This is a genomic window from Protofrankia sp. Cr1, assembly GCF_963555865.1.
Classification (GTDB): domain Bacteria; phylum Actinomycetota; class Actinomycetes; order Frankiales; family Frankiaceae; genus Protofrankia.
This window is the reverse complement of the sequence record NZ_CAUVXO010000220.1, coordinates 1-2,090: the sequence shown is the minus strand read 5'-3', so window position 1 is coordinate 2,090 and position 2,090 is coordinate 1. Positions and strand designations below refer to the sequence as shown.

At 66.6% G+C, this 2,090-nt stretch carries 2 protein-coding genes; both read left to right on the top strand.

Features of this window, described 5'->3' with window-relative positions; genetic code table 11:
• Positions 1-697: sugar transferase (locus U9980_RS16725; RefSeq protein ID WP_322768769.1), on the top strand; the 697-nt coding region annotated here is incomplete at its 5' end.
• A 95-nt stretch (positions 698-792) separates the two neighbouring features.
• On the top strand, positions 793-2,016 hold the full coding sequence (locus U9980_RS16720) for a DegT/DnrJ/EryC1/StrS aminotransferase family protein (protein WP_322768768.1): 1,224 nt from the start codon (positions 793-795) through the stop codon (positions 2,014-2,016).
• Positions 2,017-2,090 lie beyond the last annotated feature (74 nt).

Genomic DNA, 2,090 nt, shown 5'->3' with positions numbered 1-2,090 from the left:
TCGGTTTGTCAGGTATGAGCGCCGCAGCCGACGGGCGAAACGGGCGGTGGACGCCGCCGGGGCGGTCGTCGGCCTTGTCGGGTGCGCGCCCCTACTGCTGGCCGCAGCCGTGGCAATTCGCCTTGAAGACGGCGGTCCGGTGTTCTTCCGCCAGGAGCGGATCGGGGAGAACGGCCATCCGTTCACAATGTTGAAGTTCCGGACAATGGTCGTGGATGCGGAAAGTCGAGGCCTCGGTCTTGTCACACACCGCGAAGACGACCGCATCACCAGAGTGGGTCGCCTGCTGCGCGCGACCAGCATCGACGAGCTGCCTCAGCTGATCAATGTGGTGCGAAATGATATGAGTCTGGTCGGGCCGCGTCCAACGGTACGCAGCCAGGTGGACCGGTACACGCCTTTTCAGCGGCGGCGCCTTGACGTACCGGCAGGCCTCACCGGATGGGCACAGATCAACGGCCGAAACGGGATTCCGTGGACACGCCGCATCGACCTTGACGTCTGGTATGTGGACAACCGGGGCACCTGGCTGGACTTTCAGATCATCGCGCGCACATTGGTCACCCTTGTCCGGGGAGACGGCACGTACGGAGCCGGCGGCCTGAACCCGGACCTTGAATCCGACACCGCTACGACAAGTATTCCCGCACAGCGAACCGATGCTGCCACCGCGGATACCCCGCTGAATCGTCACTGACGCGAGTCCTCACCGGCGCGAGTCCTCCCTGATCTGAATCGTCACTGCAGCCTGCGAACAGGTATGTAACCTCGACCGAAATCACGGGAGCTTTCATGCGGAGCATCACCACGGCCCAGCTCGCTGTCGACGGGGGAATGCCTGTCCGCCGGGCAGTTTTCCCCGGCTGGCCGCGGTTCGCCGAACAGGAGATCGCCGTGGTCGGGGAGGTGCTGCGGAGCGGGTTGGTCAACTACTGGACCGGATCGCACGGGCGGGCCTTCGAACGTGAGTACGCCGCCGCGGTCGGCGTCGCCCACGGCGTAGCCGTCGCGAACGGCACGCTCGCGCTCGAGCTTGCTCTACGCGCGGTTGGCGTCGGCGCGGGCGACGAGGTGCTGGTGCCAAGCCGGACGTTCGTGGCGTCGGCAACCTGCGTGATCGCCGTCGGCGCTCGGCCCGTCTTCGTCGATGTCGACCGAGATTCCGGCAACCTCACCACTGGGACGGTGCGTCCGGCGATCGGGCCGCGGACCCGTGCCGTGATCGCCGTGCACCTGGGAGGCTGGCCGGTTGACATGGATCCGCTCCTGAGTGTGGCGCGTACGCACGGTCTTGCTGTGGTCGAGGACTGCGCCCAGGCACACGGCGCCGGCTACGACGGAAGGCCGGTCGGCGGCCTTGGCGACGTCGCAGCCTGGTCCTTCTGTCAGGACAAGATCCTTACTACCGCCGGCGAGGGTGGGATGGTCACCACCGACAACCCGGCGATCTGGCGGGCCGTCTGGGCGTACAAGGACCATGGTAAGGACCCCGATATCCTCGCGACCCCGCACCACGGATCCGGTTTTCGTTGGGTCCACACGTCCTTCGGCAGCAATGCCAGGATGCATGAGCTTGCCGCGGCTGTGGGCCGAGCCGTCCTACCCGACCTGCCCAGCTGGGTCGAACGTCGGCGGGAGAATGCAGCGGCACTGGCGAAGCGGCTTTCGGAACTGCCGTCGCTGCGGGTACCCATACCCGACGGGGAAACCCTCGAAGCATCTTTTTACCGTTTGTACGCCTATCTCAACCCGCAGCGGTTGCGGGCCGGTTGGAGCCGTGACCGGATTGTCGAGGCTGTCCGCGCAGAAGGTGTTCCGTGCGCGGTCGGGAGCTGCGGTGAGGTCTATCTGGAGCGGGCGTTCGGGCTGGACCTCCGCCCGCCGGCCCGGCTACCCGTGGCCCGCGAACTCGGTGAGACCTCGCTGGCGTTTCTCGTCCATCCGACCATCGACCTGAGCGATATGGCCGACGTCGCTGACGCCGTCGAAAAGGTACTCGCCGTCGCCACAGCATGAATAGCCACCGGGGACGCCCGCTGCCACGCCGGCGGGTAACCCGGGGAAGCGAGATCGACCGCCGCAGCACCGCC